This window comes from Stenotrophomonas mexicanensis, assembly GCF_032911605.1.
Taxonomy (GTDB): domain Bacteria; phylum Pseudomonadota; class Gammaproteobacteria; order Xanthomonadales; family Xanthomonadaceae; genus Stenotrophomonas; species Stenotrophomonas maltophilia_A.
On the sequence record NZ_JAWJTG010000045.1, the window covers coordinates 1 to 17520 of the forward strand.

Consider the following 17520-nt stretch of genomic DNA (forward strand, 5'->3'; position numbering starts at 1 on the left):
CCCATCCATGGGGGCTCGATGGCGCCATCCATGGCGCCAACGGTCCTGCCTGCCCCTCCCGCCCCACCCTCGACGGTTTCCCGGTGACGGATGCACGGGCGGTGTAGCGTCGAGCTTGCTCGACTGGGATATCAGAAGCGGTGGGTAGAACAGGAAAGAAGAATGACGGCGAGTGCGCGCAGCGCGCGACCCGCTCATGATCTGATTTTTTCTTTTCCGTGGCTGGACGCACACGAAAACTGCCAGGGGCCGGGCGGGTGGGCTGCGCAGGGGCGTGAGCCGCATGGATGCGGCGACCGAGCTTACACGGACGTACTTGCAGCGCCCCCTGCGCAGCTCACCCGCCCGGCCCACATCGCCGACCCGCAGTCGAGCAAGCTCGACTCTACGCAGTATGCCCAGCCACGAGGGGCTGCGCCGTTGGCCGGAAACTCAGTACCGCTTGATCCCCGGCACCGTGCAGCCTTCCAGCTGCGCGTGCGCCGACACCGCATTCTCCTTCTCGCCGCGCGCCAGACGCGACTGCTCGATCGTCGCCCAGTGCCGGCGGCACAGCGGCCCGGTCTTCGAGCCCAGATCCACCGCCTTGCGCGCGAACGTCTCAGCCTGTGCCCATTGGCCCTGCAACAGCGCCAGCTCGGCACGCTCCTGCAGCACCGCCGGGTCACCGGCCACGATTTCCAGCGCGTGGTCCAGGCTGCTGGCGGCACCGGCCAGGTCGTTGGCCTGGCGCTGCGCCTGTGCGGTCACCCGCAGGTCTTCCACCTGCGAATCACGCAGCGGCTGCACCGACAGCTCCTTGTCGTCCGGACCTGCGGCCGCATCCACCGCAGCCAGGCGCTGTGCCGGCGTGGTGGTATCAACCGGCGGCTTGGCCACCGGCGGTGCGCTGCTGACGCAGGCGGCCAGGGCCAGGCTGAGGCCGGTCAGGGCCAGGGGCTGCAGCAGGGATCGCATGTTCATCGGCATCATCGGCTCGGAGGAGGTGTAGCGGCGGCGGGCGCCGCGGCAGGTTCAGCAGGCGGCTCAGGCTTGCGGTCCAGGCCGAACCAGCTGCGCCAGCCACCGCCCTCGCCTTCGGCACCCTGCCCGTCCGGCGACACCGCCGGCGCACACGGTGCATAGGCCGGCGCGTAGCCCACCACGAACGGGAAACGACGCGCGCCCGGACAGCCTTCATCCGTGCTGTTGAGTCCGGTCGGCGCCACCGACTGCCAGTCTAGGCCCTTGTTGCTGACCCGCAGCGGCGCACTCGGCAGGCGCTGGAAGATGCCCGACCACACACGCATCGCACCGGTGGCACCGTACAGGCCGGCCTGCTCGTTCTGGTCGTTGCCGATCCAGATCACCGCCAGATGATCGCCGGTGTAACCGGCGTACCAACTGTCACGGCCATCGTTGGTGGTACCGGTCTTGCCGGCCGGCTGCAGGCGGCCGAGGCCATCGGCGTTGAGCCGCTGCGCGGTGCCGCTGGCAACCACCTGCTGCAGGCCGACACTGATCAGGTTGGCGGCAATCGAGTCGCCTTCCTGGGCCGGTGCCGGGGTCTTGTCGTAACGCTTGAGCAGCTTGCCCTGCGGATCGAGCACGCCACGCACCGCATGCAGCGGCTGGATTTCGCCACCGGACGCGAGGAACTGGTACAGCTGGGCCATCGCGTACGGGCTCTGGTCGGTCGAACCGAGAATCACCGCCGGATTCGCCTCGGCCTTGATGCCGGCCAGCACGTGGATCAGCTGGGTCACGCGCTCGGGGCCGACCTGCATGCCCACGCGCACCGTGGCCTGGTTGTAGGAATGCGCCAGCGCGTCGATCAGGCGCACGGTGCCGTGGCTGCGGTTGTCCGCGTTGCCCGGGTTCCAGTTGCGGCCGCGGCCGAGCTGGACGGTCACCGGTGAATCGTCGACCCAGCTGGCCAGCGAGTAGCGGTCCGGCTGCGCCAACGCGAGCAGGTACACGAACGGCTTCAGCAACGAGCCGACCGGGCGCTGTGCCTCGATGGCGCGGTTGAAGCCGACTTCGGACACTTCACGGCTGCCGATTACTGCCAGCACGTCACCGTTGTGCACGTCGGTCAGCACCATGCCGGCCTGCAGTTCGGGGCGACGCTTGCTCTCCAGCGACTTGATGGTGCGGGTCACCGCGCCTTCGGCATAGGCCTGCGCGGACGGCGACATACCGGTCATCACGCTCAGGCCGGCGCCCTGCAGGGCAGATTCCGGATAGTCGTGACCCAGTTGGCGGCGGACCAGATCGACATAGGCGGGGAAGCGGTTGGCGGCAACCAGGCCCGGCGTCTTGGGCACGCCCAGCGGGGCCTTCAACGCACGCTGGTACTCGGCGTCATCGATCAGCGTGGCTTCGTGCAGTTTGCCCAGCACGAAGTTGCGGCGATCCAGCGCGCGTTCCGGATTGCGCCGCGGGTCGTAGAAGGACGGACCCTTGACCAGGCCGATCAGCAGCGCGATCTGCTCGGTCTCCAGCGACTGCAGGTCGCGACCGAACCAGAACTCGGCGCCAGAGGACATGCCATGGATGGCCTGGCTGCCACGCTGGCCCAGGTACACCTGGTTGAGGTAGGCCTCGAAGATGGTGCGCTTGTCGTAGCGCGCTTCCATGATCAGCGCGTAGAGCACTTCGTTGAATTTGCGGGTAACCGTCTGCTCCTTGCCGATGCCGAGCAGGCCGCTGCGGGCCAGCTGCTGGGTCAGCGTAGAGGCGCCCTGGCGGCTCTGGCCACCGGAGCGGATGGTTACCCACACCGCGCGCGCGATGCCGGACAGGTCGATGCCGTGGTGGCGGTTGAAGTCCTTGTCCTCCACCGCCTGCAGGCCGGTCACCAGCAGGTCCGGCGCCTCGTCCATGCGGATCAGGCGGCGTTCTTCCTGCTTCTGGCCGTACAGGGTGGCGATGCGGGCCGGGTCCAACCGCGCGGCCTTCAAGGCCTTGCGGTTGTCGGCGTCGCGCAGCGAGGCGACCGCACCACCGGCCAGTGACAACTCGAGCCGGCGCGGGGCAACCCGGCCATCGACGTCGTTGTAGCCGCGGCTGGAGATGACGAAGCGCCCGCCGTTCACCGCATAGGTGGCCGGCTCCTTGCCCTGGCCGTCATCGCGGTAGGCGGAGGCGGCCAGCTCGGTCTTGAGCGTGGACGCATCCATCGCCTTGCCGGGGGTGAGCACCAGCGGGCGCGCGTAGACGCGCGTCGGGATCTGCCAGCGCAGCTCGCCGAAACGCTGGGTCACCTGCTGGTTCAGGTACAGCGTATAGGGAATGAGGAAACCCAATCCCAACGCGACCGCAGCCATGCTCCAGGTGATCAGCCGGCGCCGCCACAGCGGGCCGTTGTCCTGCTGGTCGTCGTCGTCGAAATCGTCGATGTCGTCGGAATCGTAGCGTCGGGGCACGGGAATGCGAGAATGTAGGGTCTGGCGAGTCTACCCCAGCCGCTGCGGCTGGCGAATTCTCCCGGGTTCCCCTGCTTAAGCTGGAGTTGCAACCGGATGGCGATGTCCCTGGCCGAGATCCGATACCTGATCAACCGCCTCACGGGCCTGGCCCGCCGGAGCCTGGCCAGCCTGCGTACCCGTGGGTGGCGGGCGACCTGGCAGCGCATCCGCGTGCATACCCAGCGCGCCGTTCCCGCGCCGCGAACGCCGCTGTTCCTGCCGCCGGCACAGGATTTCGCCCCCTTCACGGTGCCGTTCAGCGAAACGCCGGAAGTGAGTATCGTCATCCCGGTCTACAACCACGTCGGCCATACCCTGGCCTGCCTGCGCGCCCTGGCGGCACATCCGCCGCTGGCGGCGTGCGAGATCCTGGTCGTGGATGACGGCAGCAGCGACGCCACCGTGCAGTGGATGCCGCAGGTCGCCGGACTGCGCTATGAGGTGCGCGAGCACAACGGCGGCTTCCTCGAGGCCTGCAACGATGGCGTGTCGCGCGCACGCGGCCGCTATGTGGTGCTGCTCAACAACGATACGGTGCCACAGCCGGGCTGGCTGGATGCCCTGCTGGACACGTTCGCCAGCACACCCGACGCCGGCCTGGTCGGCAGCCAGCTGCTGTACCCGGATGGTCGCCTGCAGGAATCAGGGGGTGTGATCTTCGCCAACGGCAGCGGCTGGAGCTACGGCCGTTTCGAGGCGGCGGACGACCCACGCTTTGCCAGCCTGCGCGACGTCGACTACTGCTCCGGCGCGGCGCTGATGCTGCCGCGCGCCCTCTGGCAGCAGCTGGGCGGCTTCGATACCCGTTACAAGCCGGCGTACTACGAGGACACCGATCTGGCCTTCCGCGTTCGCGCCCAGGGCCTGCGTGTGCTGGTGCAACCAGCCAGCCGGGTGATCCACGATGAAGGCACCAGCAACGGCACCGATACCGGCAGCGGGGTGAAGGCCTACCAGGTGCGCAACCAGGCCATCTTCGCCGCCCGCTGGGCCACCGAGCTGGCCCGCCATCCGGCGGTGGGCGAAGTGCCGTCACCCGCGCTGCTGCTGCGTGGCCGACGCCAGGTGTTGATCCTGGACGAGGAAGTACCCCAACCGGATCGCGATTCGGCGTCACTGCGCCAGGTGAACCTGATCCGCCTGCTGCTGCAGGGCGGCGCTCATGTGGTGTTTGTTCCCACCCGCCGCGAACATGGCGGTGCCGCCACCGAAGCACTGCAGCGGATGGGCGTGGAAGTCTGGTATGCGCCGTTCCTCGATGGCGTCGCCAGCTGGCTGCGAACGCACGGTGCGCGTTTCCACGTGGCGCTGCTGGTCCGCCACCATGTCGCCCACGAGTGCCTGCCGCTGCTGAAGCGCTATGCGCCGCAGGCCCGCACTGTGTTCGACACCGTGGACCTGCACTACCTGCGCGAACGTCGAGGTGCCGAAGTCGCCGGTGATGCGGGTCTGCTGCGCGCCGCCGAGCGCACCCGCGCCAGCGAGCTGGCGGTGATGGAGCAGTGCGACGTCACCGTGCTGGTCAGTGCCGCCGAGCGCGAGCAGCTGCAGGCCGACGCCCCTTCTGTGCAGGTGGAGCTGATCTCCAACCTGCACGACGTCGCCGGCGCCGGCAAGCCGTTCGAACAGCGCCATGATCTGGTGTTTGTCGGCGGCTTCCGCCATCCGCCGAACCTGGATGCCATGGAGTGGTTCATCGGCGAAGTCTTTGCCGGCATCCGCGCCCGCCTGCCCGAGATACGCCTGCACTGCATCGGTGCCGCCACACCGGAATCGCTGCTGGCATTGGCCGCACGCCAGCCCGGCGTGCAGATGCACGGTTTCGTCGAGGACATCACGCCCTACATGGACGGCGCACGCATTTCCATCGCGCCGCTGCGTTTCGGCGCCGGCGTGAAGGGCAAGATCAACCTGAGCATGGCCCATGGCCAGCCGGTGGTAGGTACCACCTGCGCTGTAGAAGGAATGCACCTGCACCCGGGCCAGGACGTGCTGGTGGCCGATGATGCGGCGGGCTTCGCCGATGCGGTGGTCCGCCTGTACCAGGATCCGCAGCTGTGGCAGCAGTTGTCCGACGCCGGCCTGGCCAACATCGCAGAGCACTTCTCCCTCGACGCTGCCCGCGCGACCGTGCAGCGGGTGTTCTTCATCTAATCCGGGCGACCGCCGGCGCGGCGCAGGCGGTCTTCGAACGCCGGCAGCTCGGCCAGGTCCGGTTGCAGCAACCGGGCCTGTTCGGCGGCGTGTGCCGCGAAAGCCAGATCGCCGTTGCCGAGCCGTTCGCTGCCGATCGCCAGCCAGCGCTGGGCCAGGCGCAGGCGTGCCGAGGGAAGCCCGGCCGCGGTCGGCGACAGAGTCTGCCACGCCTGCAGGCAGGCACCGGCCGCCTGCACGCGATTCTGCCGCAGGTTGTCGTCGAAGCAGCGGCGACTGGCGGGCAGCAGCCGCGCTGCGGCAGCCTTCACCCGTGCATCGCGTGGCGCCAGTGACTGCGCTTCGCGCAACGCGTCGAACGCACTGTGGCCGGGGGGGCTGATCCATTGCCCGGCACGTTCGGCGCGCTCGATCCTGCGCAGGTGGTCGCGCAATTGGCGCTCGCGCTGCGTGTTGCTGACCGCCGGCTGCTGCAGCGCCTTCTGCGCCTGTTGGGCGCGCTGCAGGCGTTGCGCGAGCTGCTGTTGCGCGGCCGGCGAAGCACCCAGTTCCGCTGCCAGTGCGGCATCGGCCTGCGCCGCTTCGAACTGGAAATCGTCGGCCTGCTTCTGGCTGCGTGCCAGCACCGCCTGCAAGGTCTGTTCGCGGCCGCGCTGGGCACTGGAATCATCAACCGCCACTGCCAGCACGGCGAGGAATCCCTTCGCTGCGGATTCCAGCTGCCGACGCTGCAAGGCGCGCTGGGCCTGGCGCAGGCGCTGGTCGACGGCCTGTGCCAATGCTTCCTGGCTGACGGGCAGATCGGCGTGGCCGGCATCGAACTGGCGCGCACGCTGCAGCATCGCGGCTGCCTCGGCCAGCTCGCCGCGCCCGGCCAGGATGCGGGCCTGCTGCAGCAGATCGCTCAGTGCGTCCTCGCGACCTTCCAGCGCCGGCAGATTGTCCGGCTGCAGTACCAGGATGCGCTGGAACAGGGGCAACGCGCTGCTGTCACCGTCGTCCAGCCGGCCCGCTGCAAAGGCGTTGCGCGCCTGCGCCAGCAGTGCACCGATGCCGGCTCCTGCGCTGCGCCGGGCCTGCAGCTGGCGTGCCACGGCATCCGCATCGCCCTGCGGCACCTGCAGTTCCCGGGCCAGTGCCAGCGCCTGCGCGCTGCCTTCGAGGTCGTTGGCCTGCAGTTTTTCGCTGGCCTGCTGCAGGGCCGCGGCGCCGGTACGGGCCAGGCCCTCACGGGCCTGCGGACGATCACCATCCAGCGCCAGCACGGCCTGGTAGCGCTCACGCGCACCACTGCCATCGGCGGCACTCAGCCGCCCAGCCGCCAGTGCGCGATCGCCTTCGGCCAGCAACTGTTCAATCTGAGGCTCATCCCAGAACCAGTCGGCCAGCGGCTTGCGCAGCAGCACCAGCAGCACGAACACCGCCAGCGCCGCGACCAGCGCCCAGCGCCACACCCGGCGCGCGTGACGTGCCTGCAGCCACCACCAACGGCCTTCGCGGCGGACGCGGTCCAGCGCAGGATGTTCAGCGCCATGCGGGCGATGCGGAGGCTCGCGTTCCATGCGTGCAGGGTAGCCGGGGCAGCGTGAAGCTCAGCCGAGGCGACGCGCCTCGCTCACGCCGGGCAGCGCATCCAGCTTGCCCAGCAGGGTCGACAGCTGGCCGTAGTCGCTCACCTTCAGGCGCAGGCGCAGGTGGGCACGGCCACTGTTGCGCACGTTGTCACTGTGGATGTCGAGCACGTAGGCGTCTTCCTGGGCGATCAGGTTGGTGATGTCCTTCAGCAGCCAGCGGCGGTCTACTGCAGTGACCACCACGTCCACTTCGTAGCCGCCACCGGCTTGGCCCCACTCCACCGGCAGGATGCGCTGCGGGCTGGTGGCTGCCAGCCGGGCCAGCGCGGCACAGTCTGCACGATGCACGGTGACACCCCGGCTACGGGTCAGGTAGCCGACGATCGGTTCACCGGCCACTGGCTGGCAGCAACGCGCCAGCTGCACCAGCAGGTTGCCCACGCCCTGCACGGTGAACTTGGACTTGCCCAGGTTCTCGCGGCGCGCGGTCGGCCGCGGCAGGGCTGGCGCGGGCGTCGGCTGGCTCGCTGCACGTTCGGCTTCCAGCAGGGTACGACTGACCTGGTTCGGGCCGGTGTCACCGAGCGCCACCTGGATGTAGAGGTCGTCAACGCTGTCGGCATGGAACTTCTTCGCCGCCACCGCCAGATCAGAATGCTGCAGGCCCAGACGCTTCAGCTCGCGCTCGAGCAGTTCGCGCCCGGCCTGCACGTTGCGCGCGCGGTCCAGCTTGTGGAACCAGCTGCGTACTTTTTCGCGCGAGCGGTTGCTGGCCAGGAAGCCGTTGGCCGGCATCAGCCAGTCGCGGCGCGGATCGGCCTCCTTGCCGGTCAGGATCTCGACGCGGTCTCCGCTGCGCAGGCGGTAGGTCAGCGGCACGATACGGCCATTGACCTTCGCACCACGGCAGCGGTGGCCCACCATCGTGTGCACCTGGTAGGCGAAATCGAGCGGCGTGGCGCCCTGCGGCAGGTCCAGCACCTCGTCCTTCGGGCTCAGTGCATAGACCCGGTCCTCGGTCAGCTCGGCATCGAGCGCCCCGGCCAGTTCATTGCCCTGCCCGTCCTGCGCCTGCTCCAGCAGCTGGCGCATCCAGGTGATCTTGCGGTCGAAGGACTTCTCCGCGCCCTTGCCGCCTTCCTTGTACTTCCAGTGCGCGGCCACGCCCAGCTCGGCCTGCGAATGCATCTCGTGGGTACGGATCTGCACTTCGATGGTGCGCCCTTCCGGGCCGACCACGGCGGTATGCAGCGAGCGATAGTCGTTGGCCTTGGGCCGGGCGATGTAGTCGTCGAACTCGCTGGGCACCGGCGCCCACAGTGCATGCACCACGCCCAGCGCGGCGTAGCAGGCGGCGACATCGTCGACCATGACGCGCACCGCACGGATGTCGTACAGCTGGTCGAACGCCAGCCGCTTCTTCTGCATCTTCCGCCAGATGCTGTAGATGTGCTTCGGGCGGCCACTGACCTCGGCCTTGATGCCCTGCGCGACCAGTTCGCGCGACAGCACCTTCTTGACGTTCTCGACGTAACGCTCGCGGGCGATGCGGGTTTCGTCCACCTCCCGCGCAATGCGCCGGTAGGTCTCCGGTTCCAGGTGGCGGAACGCCAGGTCCTCCAGCTCCCACTTCAGCTGCCAGATGCCCAGGCGGTTGGCCAACGGCGCATGGATGTCGCGGGTCAGCTGCGCCAGCGCGCGGCGTTGCTCGTCGTCCAGCTTGTCGGCCGCGCGCATGCGCGCCAGCTGCCGCGCCAGCAGGATGGGCACCACGCGCAGGTCACGGATGATCGCAAGCAGCAGGCGGCGCAGGCCCTCGCTGTTGCGCCCGGCCTCACGTCCGGCATGCAGTGCCCAGACCGGGTCGGCCGCATCCTGGCCATCCAGCAGGCCGATCACTGCGGCCTTGTGGTTGCCCAGCGGCAGTTGCTCCAGGCTGGCGCGCAGGCCGGGCAGATCGAACAGCAGGGCCGCGACCACCGCGCCTTCGTCGGCCGAGAGCATCGCCAGTGCGTCGAGGGTGTCGCCCAGCACCGACCAGCTGGCGCGCATCTGATGGTCGCAGTCCGGCGCTTCCCAGTGCCCGCGCAGGGCCTGGCGCAGCGGAGCAGGCAGCACGGCTGCCGAGGGGCGGTTCAACAAGGCATCCAGGCCGGGGACGGAAGCGCGGTTCACAGCATCGAGCAGGCAAGACAGAGGCCCCTACACTAGCGCCGGCGCCGTTCAGGGACAATCACCGCAGCCACCATCACCCGGCATGAAGACATGCCGCTACACTCGCGGGCAAACCCAGGAGAGTCCCGACATGTCCTCGATCGTCCCGCGTTTCCGCCTACGGCTGCTGGCCTGTGCCGCACTGTTGCTGTCCCTGTCGGCGCCTGCGCTGGCCCAGCGCGTGGTGGAGGGTGACCTGCAGCAGCAGATGTCACCGGCCGAGTTCAAGGCGGCCGGCCTGGACAAGCTCAACGCGCAGGAACTGGCCACGCTGAACCGCTGGCTGCAGGGCAAGGTCGAAGCGGCCACCACCCAGGCGGTTGCGGCCGTACGGGAAACGGCGCGCGAGGAAGGCCGTCAGGAAGTGATCGTGAAGAATCGCGGCTTCTTCGATTTCGGCAGCAGCGAGCCGATCACCGGCGTGCTGCAGGGCGAGTTCCGCGGCTTCGGCAAGGGCCGCGTCTACGTGCTGGACAACGGCCAGGAATGGGAGCAGACCGATGCAAGCACCCTGGCCGGTGTGCGCAAGCAGTCCCCCGCCGTCAGCATCAAGCCCGGTGTGATGGGCGTGTGGTACCTGAAGGTCGACGGCGTGAACACCCAGCCGAAGGTGCGCCGAACCAAGTAACGCCGTGACGTTGCTGCAGAGCCGAGCGTGGGCTCGGCTCTGCAGCAACGACGTCACGCCTGGCGCAATGCGGTCACCCGCTGCGCCAGCTTCTTCGCCGAGATGCCGGTGCGCGCACCCAGCTCCTGCGCGAACAGCGATACCCGCAGCTCTTCCAGGTCCCAGCGCAGGGCCTGCCATTGCGGGCGTTCGCACAGTCCCTGCTGCTCCCCCGCTGCCAACGCCTCCAGGAACGGATGCAGTTCCAGCATGCGTGCCTGGTCACGTGGCGGATCACGCTTGGCACGCTCGGTACGCAGGATCATCGCCTTCAGGTAGCGCGGGTACTGCGCCAGCGCGTCGGCCGGCGTGTCACGCAGGAAGCCGGGATGGATCAGCCCGACAAGCTGCGCTTCCATGTCGTCCAGATTGCCGCGCGCCCAACCCATCAACGGTGCTTCCAGCATCGGCTTCAGTTCCGCCACCAGCGCCAGGATGGTCTCGGCCAGTTTCAGCCGCGACATGGCCTCGCCGAACAACGCCTTGGCCGCATGCTCACGGCGCTGTTCGAAGGCCGCCGCATCGCGGATGTCTTCCAGGCCCTCGGCCAGCACCGCGTTCATCGCCGCATCGACCAGGTCGCCACGCAGGCGCTCCTGCGACTCGATCGCCGCATACAACAGGCCGGTCTTGGCACCGACCGGCAGCTGCTTGCGCGCCTGCTTCACTTTCTCGGCCAGGGCAATCTCCAGCAGCCGGCGCACGCCCAGCGGATGGGCCTCCTGCGCCTGCTGGCGATCGGCAAAGATGCGCAGCGCCACGCTGTCGCCCTCGTCCAGCAGCGCCGGATAGGCCGGCACGCCTGCTTCACCGGGTACCTGCAGCGGAATCGGCGTGGCCGGGAACGTGCGCAGGCCATCGGCGGCCATCTCGCGCCCAGCGCGTGCAGCGAAGGCATCGCCGGCACGACCACCGAATTTCGCGCGCAGCGTGTCCAGATCGCGCGAGGTCGCCAGCACCTTGCCCTGCTCGTCGCGCAGCCGCAGGTTCATGTGCAGGTGCGGTTCGATCGAACCAGGCTCGAAATCGAGCGCGGTCACCGTTGCGCCGGTCGCACGTGACAGGAAGCGCGCCAGTTCGCCGGTAATGGCATCGGCGCTGGGCTGCGGGAACGCCTCGTAGAACGCGCGGCCGAAGTCCGGTGCCGGCACGTAGTTGCGGCGCATCGCCTTGGGCAGGCTGCGGATCAGTGCCGAGGCCTTGTCGGCGACGAAACCCGGCGCCAGCCAGCCCAGTTGCACCGGGTCCAGTGCGTTGAGCAGGTGCAGCGGTACGTCCAGGGTCACGCCATCGTCGTCGGCACCCGGTTCGAAGCGGTAATGCAGTGGCAGGCGCGCCTGGCCCAGCGGCAGGTACTTCGGATAGCGCTCCTGTTCGCTGCCCTCACCCGGCAACAGATCGACCAGCGACCAGTGCAGGGTCTTGCGCTGTTCCGGCGCCAGCCCCTTCCACCAGGTGTCCAGACCCGCCGCCGAATGGATCTGCGGCGGCACCCGGTCCAGGTACCAGCGCGCCTGCCAGTCCTCGTCGGCAACGATGCCAGCACGGCGCAGCTTGGCTTCTTCCTCGCGGGCGATCTCCAGCACTTTCTGGTTGTCGGCCACGAAGCTGGCGCGGGTGTTGATCTCACCGGTCACCAGTGCCTGGCGCACGAAGATGTCGTGCGCTTCGCCCGGCGCGATGCGACCGTAGTGCACCGGCTTCTTCGGCGCCAGCACCAGGCCGAACAGGCTGATCTGCTCGGAGGCCAGCACCTGGCCCTGCGCGCGCGACCAGTGCGGATCGAAGTGCTTGCGCAGCAGCAGGTGCGGCAGTTCGGCGATCACCCAGTCCGGCTCGATCGCCGCCAGGGTCATGCCCCACACCTTCTGCGTATCCAGCAGGTTGGCCACCAGCAGCCACGGCGGCGGCCGCTTGGACAGCGCCGAACCCGGGAACGGCAGGAAGCGGCGCTGGCGTGGCGCCTGGAAATCTCCCTTCTCGGTGCGGTGGCCGATCTGCGTCGGCAGGCCCGCCACCAGCGCGCGATGCAGGGTCTGGTACGCAGCGGCACGCACGCGCTCGCTGAAACCGCCGCCCACCGGCGCCTGTTCCTTCTGCGCACGCACGGCTACCGGCGCCGGAGCCGCCTCGGCCTTGCCTTCGCGGGCCAGGCGCGCGGCACGGTGCAGCTGGCCTCGGGTGGCTTTCACTGCGGCGGCATCATCACGCGCCGGGGCCGGTGCACTGCTGCCGGCCAGCAGCGGTGCCATCGAGGCCTCGTTGGCTTCTTCCTTCCAGCCCAGTTCCTCGCACAGCAGGCGCAGTTGGCGATGCAGCTCGCGCCACTCGCGCATGCGCAGGAAGCCAAGGAAGTGGCGGCCGCACCAGTCACGCAGCTTGGACTGGGTCAGGTCTTCATGGGCCTGCCGATAGGCATCCCACAAGCGCAGCACACCAACGAATTCGGACCGCCCATCGGCGAACTGCGCATGCGCGCTGTCGGCCGCGCCACGCGCTTCGGGCGGGCGCTCGCGCGGGTCCTGGATGCCCAGGAACGAGGCGATCACCAGCATCGGCCGCAGGCAGCCGGCGGCCTGCGCGGCCACCAGCATGCGCGCCAGCTTCACGTCCACCGGCAGGCGTGCCATCTGCTTGCCGATGGTAGTCATGCGCCGCTCGGCGTCGATCGCGCCCAGTTCGGTCAGCTGCTGCCAGCCATCGGCCACCGCGCGTTCGTCCGGCGCTTCCAGGAACGGGAACTCCTCGATGCGGCCCAGGCCCAGCTGCAGCATGCGCAGGATCACCCCGGCCAGGCTGGAGCGGCGGATTTCCGGATCGGTGAACTCGGGCCGCGCCTGGAAATCGGCCTCGGCATACAGGCGGTAGCAGATGCCCTCGGCGATACGGCCGCAGCGGCCCTTGCGCTGGTTGGCGCTGGCCTGCGAGATCGGCTCGATGTGCAGGCGGTCCAGCTTGTTGCGCGGGCTGTAGCGCTTGACGCGGGCAAAGCCCGGATCGACCACGTAGCGGATACGCGGCACCGTCAGCGAGGTTTCCGCCACGTTGGTGGCCAGCACGATGCGCCGGTTCGGCCCGGGATTGAACACCCGGTCCTGGTCCTGGTTGGACAGGCGCGCGTACAGCGGCAGCACCTCGGTATTGCGGTACTTGCGGCGTTCCAGCGACTGGTGCGCATCGCGGATCTCGCGTTCGCCCGGCAGGAAGATCAGCACGTCGCCGCGCGCATCCAGGCGGGTGATCTCGTCGATAGCCGACACGATGGCGTCATTGACGGTGCGTTCGCCCTGGTCTTCGCCCTCGCCTTCCAGCGCGCGATAGCGCACTTCCACCGGGTAGGTGCGGCCTTCAACGCTGATCACCGGCGCATTGTCGAAATGCTGGGCGAAGCGTTCGGTGTCGATGGTGGCCGAAGTGACGATCAGTTTCAGGTCCGGGCGCTTGCGCAGCAGCTGCTTCAGGTAGCCCAGCAGGAAGTCGATGTTGAGGCTGCGTTCGTGCGCCTCGTCGACGATGATCGTGTCGTAGTTCGACAACCAGCGGTCACTGGCGATTTCCGCCAGCAGGATGCCGTCGGTCATGAACTTGATTCGGCTGTCTTCGCTGACCTTGTCGTTGAAGCGCACCTGGTAGCCGACCAGCTGGCCCAGTTCGCTCTGCAGTTCCTGCGCCACGCGGCTGGCCACCGCACGTGCGGCAATCCGTCGCGGCTGGGTGCAGCCGATCATGCCGGCCTGGCCACGGCCTGCGGCCAGGCACAGTTTCGGCAGCTGGGTGGTCTTGCCCGAGCCGGTTTCACCGGCGATCACCACGACCTGGTGGTCGCGGATCAGCCCGATGATGGCGTCGGCTTCACGCGCAATCGGCAGCTGCGGGTCCAGAGTAATGGACGGCTGCTGCTGCGCCCGTGTCATCCGGCGCTGCACCGACGCCTGCAAGGCCTGCTCGAAAGTGGCGGCCAGTGCCGCATCCTGTGGCTTGGCCTGGCAACGCGAGAGCATCCCCAGCAAACGGCCCCGGTCGCGGCTCATGGCGCCGTCGATGGCGGCGCGCTGTTGGCGCAGGCGGGGCGATGGATTTTTATCGATAGAGTTCATCAATCGGTTCGTTCAAAACTTTGAAAGCGACCAGTCATCACGACCGGTTTATTGTGAAGGCCAACGATTCCACAAGGAGGAACCCCATGGCGAAGACCAAGAGCACGACCAAGGCCAAGACCGGCAAGCAGAAGCTTGCAGCTGCGGCACCGTCGGCGCCGAACATCGATATCGGGATCACCCAGGGCGACCGCAAGAAGATCGCCGACGGTCTGTCGCGCTTCCAGGCCGATGCGTTCACGCTCTACCTGAAGACGCACAACTTCCACTGGAACGTGACCGGGTCGATGTTCAACTCGCTGCACACCATGTTCGAGACGCAGTACACCGAGCAGTGGGCGGCACTGGACGACGTGGCCGAGCGCATCCGCGCGCTGGGCTTCAATGCCCCGGGCTCCTACCGGGAATTCGCTGCGCTGACCTCGATCGCCGAGGAACCGGGCCTGACCGACAGTGCGGACTGGCGTGAAATGGTACGCCAGTTGGTGGTCGCCAACGAAGCGGTCTGCCGTACGGCACGTGAAGTGCTGGACGTGGCGGCCAAGGGTGAAGACGCCCCGACCGAGGATCTGATGACCCAGCGCCTGCAGACCCACGAGAAGTACGCCTGGATGCTGCGCTCGCTGCTGCAGTAAGGGTTGGGGGTGTTCGGCAGGGCTGCGCCCTGCACCCGCAGAGGCCTTGAAGCCAAGGCCAGAGCCAGAGCAGAAGCTGGCTATCTGTGGGTTGGCGGGGTGGGGTCCGCTCTGGTAGGTGTCGACCTTGGTCGACACGGATGAATTCACTCGATATCTGACAGATGTGTCGACCAAGGTCGACACCTACCAACAGCCGCGTGAACCTGTCGAGGGCGAGGCGGTGTCGGATTGCGGGGTGTCAGCCGCATGGATGCGGCTGCCAAGCCTACACGGACGTACTTGCGGCGTCCCCGCAATCCGACACCGCCCCGCCAACCCACGGATCACCCCAGAGCCGGCTGTTGCCTTTGACGTTGCTCTGGCTTGAAGGCTTCTGCAGGTGCAGGGCGCAGCCCTGCCGAACCCCCGCCGGGGTAAACTAGCCGGATGGCTTCCCGTCCCGCGCACGACCTGCTTCAACGCGTCTTTGGTTACGACGATTTCCGTGGTCCCCAGCAGGACATCGTGGAGCATGTGGCTGCCGGTCACGATGCCCTGGTCCTGATGCCCACCGGCGGCGGCAAGTCGCTCTGCTACCAGGTGCCGGCCCTGCTGCGTGACGGTTGTGGCATCGTCATCTCGCCGCTGATCGCGCTGATGCAGGACCAGGTCGAAGCCCTGCGCCAGCTCGGCGTGCGTGCCGAGTACCTGAATTCCACCCTGGACGCCGAGACCGCCGGCCGCGTCGAGCGCGAACTGCTCGCTGGCGAGCTGGACATGCTCTATGTCGCCCCCGAGCGCCTGCTGACCGGCCGCTTCCTGTCGCTGCTGTCGCGCAGCCAGATCGCCCTGTTCGCCATCGACGAAGCACACTGCGTGTCGCAGTGGGGCCATGATTTCCGCCCCGAGTACCGCCAGCTGACCGTGCTGCACGAGCGTTGGCCACAGATCCCGCGGATCGCGCTCACAGCCACCGCCGATCCGCCGACCCAGCGCGAGATCGCCGAGCGCCTCGATCTGCAGGAAGCACGCCACTTCGTCAGCTCCTTCGACCGCCCCAACATCCGCTACACCGTGGTGCAGAAGGACAACGCCCGCAAGCAGCTGACCGATTTCCTGCGCGGCCACCGCGGCGAGGCCGGCATCGTCTACTGCATGTCGCGGCGCAAGGTCGAAGAGACCGCCGAATTCCTCTGCGGCCAGGGCTTCAATGCCCTGCCCTACCATGCCGGCCTGCCACCGGAAGTACGCGCCAGCAACCAGCGCCGCTTCCTGCGCGAGGATGGCATCGTGATGTGCGCCACCATCGCCTTCGGCATGGGCATCGACAAGCCGGACGTGCGCTTTGTCGCGCATACCGACCTGCCCAAGTCGATGGAAGGCTACTACCAGGAAACCGGCCGCGCCGGCCGTGATGGCGAGGCCGCCGAGGCCTGGCTGTGCTACGGCCTGGGTGACGTGGTGCTGCTCAAGCAGATGATCGAGCAGTCCGAAGCCGGCGAAGAGCGCAAGCAGCTGGAGCGGTCCAAGCTGGACCACCTGCTGGGCTACTGCGAATCCATGCAGTGCCGCCGCCAGGTGCTGCTGGCCGGTTTCGGCGAGACCTATCCCCAGCCCTGCGGCAACTGCGACAACTGCCTGACCCCGCCCGCCTCCTGGGACGCGACCATTCCGGCGCAGAAGGCGCTGAGCTGTGTCTATCGCAGCGGCCAGCGCTTCGGTGTCGGTCACCTGATCGACGTCCTGCGCGGCAGCGAGAACGAGAAGGTGAAGCAGCAGGGCCACGACAAGCTCAGCACCTATGCGATCGGCCGTGACCTGGATGCACGCACCTGGCGCAGCGTGTTCCGCCAACTGGTCGCCGCCAGCCTGCTGGAAGTGGACAGCGAGGGCCACGGTGGCCTGCGCCTGACCGATGCCAGCCGCGACGTGCTGACCGGCCGCCGCCAGATCAGCATGCGCCGCGATCCGGCCAGCAGTACCAGCGGGCGCGAGCGCAGCGCACAGCGCACCGGGCTGTCGGTGCTGCCGCAGGATCTGGCGCTGTTCAACGCCCTGCGCGGCCTGCGCGCCGAGCTGGCGCGCGAGCAGAACGTGCCGGCCTTCGTGATCTTCCACGACAGCACCCTGCGCAACATCGCCGAACAGCGCCCGACCAGCCTGGATGAACTGGCCAGGGTCGGCGGCATCGGTGGCACCAAGCTGAGCCGCTACGGCCCGCGCCTGGTGGAGATCGTGCGCGAAGAAGGGTAGCGGCTCTACATTGGTGCTGGTCCAACCTTGAACCGGCCATTCAGCCGGAAGTGCATCCGCGCCCGCTTGCAGCTAGATTAGCGTCATGTCCCTGGCCTCGACCCTGCTCCGTGTCGTGCTCATGCTCAGCCTGTTGCTCAACGGGCTGAACGCGGCCATGGCCAGTGGTCATGAGGAAATGGGCCGGATGGCCCACGCCGCAGCCGCTGCCGTTGATGGCGGCACCGCCGACTGCCACCACCACGCCGGCATGCAGGCCGACGAGGCTCCGCAGGCCAAGGCCCCCGCCCATGACGCCCACTGCCAGATCAAGGACTGCGTGCGCAGCTGTGCCCAGCACCCGCTGCTGGTAGTGCTGCCCTTGCCGGTCATGGCCGGCCCGGCATTGTCGCTGGCCCCGCAGCCGATGCCGGCCAATGGCCGCCCGGCGCCGCCGCTGCCGCCGATCTCGCGTCCTCCCATCGGCTGATTCCACACGCACCGTGCGCCCTGCGC

The 17520-nt window shown here is 68.2% G+C and carries 10 protein-coding genes; 5 read left to right on the forward strand and 5 right to left on the reverse strand.

What is annotated here, in order from left to right:
* Window positions 1-432: 432 nt before the first annotated feature.
* Complete coding sequence (locus R1L06_RS16750) at window positions 433-972, reverse strand: hypothetical protein (RefSeq protein WP_080291842.1); 540 nt, start codon at window positions 970-972, stop codon at window positions 433-435.
* Window positions 969-3407, reverse strand: a complete 2439-nt coding sequence (mrcB, locus tag R1L06_RS16755; protein WP_317218257.1) for a penicillin-binding protein 1B — start codon at window positions 3405-3407, stop codon at window positions 969-971. Before mrcB ends, R1L06_RS16750 begins: the two co-directional genes overlap by 4 nt.
* 96 nt (window positions 3408-3503) lie before the next feature.
* On the opposite strand from mrcB, the gene R1L06_RS16760 reads away from it, so the two are divergent.
* Complete coding sequence (locus tag R1L06_RS16760) at window positions 3504-5603, forward strand: glycosyltransferase (RefSeq protein ID WP_317218258.1); 2100 nt, start codon at window positions 3504-3506, stop codon at window positions 5601-5603.
* On the opposite strand, the gene R1L06_RS16765 is transcribed toward R1L06_RS16760, so the two are convergent.
* Both R1L06_RS16765 and R1L06_RS16770 read right to left on the reverse strand, forming a co-directional pair.
* Window positions 5600-7165: a hypothetical protein gene (locus R1L06_RS16765; RefSeq protein WP_317218259.1), complete on the reverse strand. Its 1566-nt coding sequence runs from the start codon at window positions 7163-7165 to the stop codon at window positions 5600-5602. The genes R1L06_RS16760 and R1L06_RS16765 overlap by 4 nt on opposite strands.
* Window positions 7166-7195: 30 nt before the next feature.
* A complete protein-coding gene (locus R1L06_RS16770) occupies window positions 7196-9352 on the reverse strand; it encodes a RelA/SpoT family protein (RefSeq protein ID WP_049400498.1) in 2157 nt (718 codons plus the stop codon).
* Window positions 9353-9482: 130 nt separating this feature from the next.
* Between R1L06_RS16770 and R1L06_RS16775 the strand changes: the two genes are divergently transcribed.
* Window positions 9483-10019, forward strand: coding sequence for a hypothetical protein (locus R1L06_RS16775; protein WP_032130197.1), 537 nt, complete (start codon window positions 9483-9485; stop codon window positions 10017-10019).
* Window positions 10020-10072: 53 nt separating this feature from the next.
* Here the strand turns inward: R1L06_RS16775 and hrpA are convergent, their stop codons facing one another.
* Window positions 10073-14155, reverse strand: a complete 4083-nt coding sequence (gene hrpA, locus R1L06_RS16780) for an ATP-dependent RNA helicase HrpA (RefSeq protein WP_317218260.1) — start codon at window positions 14153-14155, stop codon at window positions 10073-10075.
* Window positions 14156-14241: 86 nt separating this feature from the next.
* Here hrpA and R1L06_RS16785 point away from each other — a divergent pair, with 86 nt between their 5' ends.
* The 3 genes from R1L06_RS16785 to R1L06_RS16795 all read left to right on the forward strand — a co-directional run bounded on the left by R1L06_RS16785 (window position 14242) and on the right by R1L06_RS16795 (window position 17494).
* On the forward strand, window positions 14242-14790 hold the full coding sequence (locus R1L06_RS16785; protein WP_125892792.1) for a Dps family protein: 549 nt from the start codon (window positions 14242-14244) through the stop codon (window positions 14788-14790).
* 429 nt (window positions 14791-15219) lie between these two features.
* Window positions 15220-17025: a DNA helicase RecQ gene (recQ, locus tag R1L06_RS16790; protein WP_049463264.1), complete on the forward strand. Its 1806-nt coding sequence runs from the start codon at window positions 15220-15222 to the stop codon at window positions 17023-17025.
* A gap of 85 nt (window positions 17026-17110) precedes the next feature.
* Window positions 17111-17494, forward strand: a complete 384-nt coding sequence (locus tag R1L06_RS16795; protein WP_317218261.1) for a CopL family metal-binding regulatory protein — start codon at window positions 17111-17113, stop codon at window positions 17492-17494.
* Window positions 17495-17520 lie beyond the last annotated feature (26 nt).

What these genes read in the sequence shown, in the direction of transcription:
- R1L06_RS16775 (WP_032130197.1), top strand. Translation starts at nt 9,483, where the DNA reads ATGTCCTCGATCGTCCCGCGTTTCCGCCTACGGCTGCTGGCCTGTGCC.
- R1L06_RS16785 (WP_125892792.1), top strand. Translation starts at nt 14,242, where the DNA reads ATGGCGAAGACCAAGAGCACGACCAAGGCCAAGACCGGCAAGCAGAAG.
- R1L06_RS16760 (WP_317218258.1), top strand. Translation starts at nt 3,504, where the DNA reads ATGGCGATGTCCCTGGCCGAGATCCGATACCTGATCAACCGCCTCACG.
- R1L06_RS16750 (WP_080291842.1), bottom strand. Translation starts at nt 972, where the DNA reads ATGATGCCGATGAACATGCGATCCCTGCTGCAGCCCCTGGCCCTGACC.
- R1L06_RS16795 (WP_317218261.1), top strand. Translation starts at nt 17,111, where the DNA reads ATGTCCCTGGCCTCGACCCTGCTCCGTGTCGTGCTCATGCTCAGCCTG.
- recQ (WP_049463264.1), top strand. Translation starts at nt 15,220, where the DNA reads ATGGCTTCCCGTCCCGCGCACGACCTGCTTCAACGCGTCTTTGGTTAC.
- hrpA (WP_317218260.1), bottom strand. Translation starts at nt 14,155, where the DNA reads ATGAACTCTATCGATAAAAATCCATCGCCCCGCCTGCGCCAACAGCGC.
- R1L06_RS16765 (WP_317218259.1), bottom strand. Translation starts at nt 7,165, where the DNA reads ATGGAACGCGAGCCTCCGCATCGCCCGCATGGCGCTGAACATCCTGCG.